The sequence below is a fragment of the Streptomyces sp. NPDC001508 genome (assembly GCF_040298665.1).
In the GTDB taxonomy this organism is placed as follows: Bacteria; Actinomycetota; Actinomycetes; order Streptomycetales; family Streptomycetaceae; genus Streptomyces.
Genome location: NZ_JBEPAP010000146.1, coordinates 1 through 2192, shown reverse-complemented (window position 1 = coordinate 2192; position 2192 = coordinate 1). Strand labels below are relative to the sequence as shown.

Sequence of the window (2192 nt, the reverse complement as noted above, 5' to 3'; positions counted from 1 at the left end):
GAAGTCCCAGAGTGCTTCGGGGGTGGTGATGCCGCCGGGGTAGCGGCAGGCCATGGAGACGATCACGACCGGGTCGTCGTCCCCCGCCAACCCGGCGTGCTCACTGACAGCTCGCATACTGCGCGTGTCCCCGAATCCGTCGGCCGCCGCCTCATCGCTCAGTAACGCGTTGGCCAGGTGCGCTGCGACTGCCGCAGGCGTCGGGTGGTCGAACACCAGCGTCGACGGCAACGTCAGACCCGTCGTGACACCGAGGCGATTGCGCAGTTCCACCCCGGTCAGTGAGTCGAACCCGGCTTCGCGGAACGGCACGTCCATCCGGACGCTGCGCGGAGCGGGGTGCCGCAGGACAGCGGCCACCTGCTCGCGCACGGTCTGCTCGATCGCGGAAGAACGTTCCTCCCGCGGGAGCGACCGCAGCCGCGCGCCGAGCGTGTCGTCGCCGGCGTCACCCTCCGGAAGGTCTCCACGCTCGGCAGCAGTCTCCGCCAGCGCGCGTATGTCAGGGAGGTCCTCGATCAGGGGACGCCTGCGTGCCTCGGAGTACGCAAGATGGAAACGGTCCCACTGAAACGCCGCGACCATGATCGAGGCACGTGCCTCGCCTGCGGGGTGCCGCAGCACGTCCAGGGCACGCTCTGGGGACAAGGCTGGCACGCCATGGCGGGTCAGCCGTTCCTGCACGTCGGCGACGGCAGCCATCCCGTCGCCGGCCCACGGGCCCCACGCGTACGACACGGCCGGCAGTCCGAGCGCGTGGCGGTACTCGGCGAGCGCGTCCAAGTAGGCGTTGCCGGGCGCGTAACCGCCCTGGCCTGGGATGCCCAGCACTCCAGCGATGGAGGAGAAAAGAACGAAGGCGTCGGGTTCGATGCCCCGCTCCAGCGTGAGTTCATGCAGGTTCCGGGCGCCCTCCGCCTTCACCCGCAATACCCGGTCGAGCTGGGCAGTCGTGAGGCCGTCGACCACGGCGTCGTCCAACACGCCAGCCGCGTGGAACACCGCCGACAGCGGTAGACGCTCCGGAATGCCGTTCAGCAGCGCGCCGACCGCCTCGCGATCGCCGATGTCGCACGCAGCGACGGTGACCTCCGTGCTCAGCGCACGCAGCTCGTCGACAAGAGAGTCGGCACCGGGCGCCTGCGGGCCACGGGCGCCGACCAGCAGGAGGTGCGGGTAACCCTCCTGAGCGAGGCGGCGCGCGACGTGCGCGCCGAGCGCGCCCGTGCCGCCGGTGACCAGCGCCGTACCGGACGGCACCGCCACCGCGTCCGACGGCGTGGCGGCCAACGGCGAAGCATGGACGACGCGGCGCACGAAGAGGTCGGCGCCGCGCACCGCCACCTGGTCCTCCACGGCCGCACGCCGCGCGTCGGCCGCCGTACCCGGTCGGGAAGCGAGCACATCGAGCACCCGGGCCGTCGACGCCGCGTCGGGCTCCTCCGGCAGGTCGATGAGCCCGCCCCACTGCTCGGGCTGTTCCAGCGAGACCACCCGCCCCAGACCCCACACCTGGCTCTGCGCCGGGCGGCGTGGGGCTTCGCCGGCACGGACCCCGACAGCACCGCACGTCAGGTGCCACACCGGAACCCGAACGGATACGTCAGTGGCTGCCTGGACCAGGGCGAGCGTCGTCGCCAGACCCCTGCTGACCGCCGGATGCCCGGGCTCAGGGGCCTCGTCCAGAGGCAGCAGAGAAATGACCCCGTCGCACGTCGTCGCGGCTGCGAGCAGATCGGCGCCCAATGTCGAGCGGTCGCAGAGCGCCTCATCGTCGATCACGAGGGGCTCGCAGATCGTCCCGTTGTCCTCCAGTGCCTCGCGGAGCGCGCGTGTCCAAGGGGCGGTGTCGAGACTCCTCGGCACAACGAGCAACCAGGCCCCCGTGGGAGCGCTGGAAGGCACGGCCTGCTCGACGGACCTCCACTCAACCGTGTACCGCAGTTCGTCGAGCGACATCCGCCGACGCCGGTCCTGACGCCAACGCGCCAACACCGGCAGGGCCCCGGCCAGCGCGGAGACGTCGCTCCCGAGGGCGCGGGCCAGCACCTCCGGGTCACCGGTCTCCACCGCGTCCCAGAACCCGCTGTCCTCCGATGTGTCGGTGGTGTGGGGGGTGTTGAGCCAGTGGTGTTTGTGTTGGAAGGGGTAGGTGGGGAGGGGGGTGTGGGTGGTGGTGTGGGGGTGGGGCC

Annotated in this window: 1 protein-coding gene; it reads right to left on the bottom strand. The window is 71.4% G+C overall.

Annotated features, from left to right (window positions below; translation table 11 throughout):
• Positions 1-2192 (bottom strand): SDR family NAD(P)-dependent oxidoreductase (locus ABT245_RS45730; protein WP_351747053.1); only part of this gene is annotated, 2192 nt, incomplete at both ends.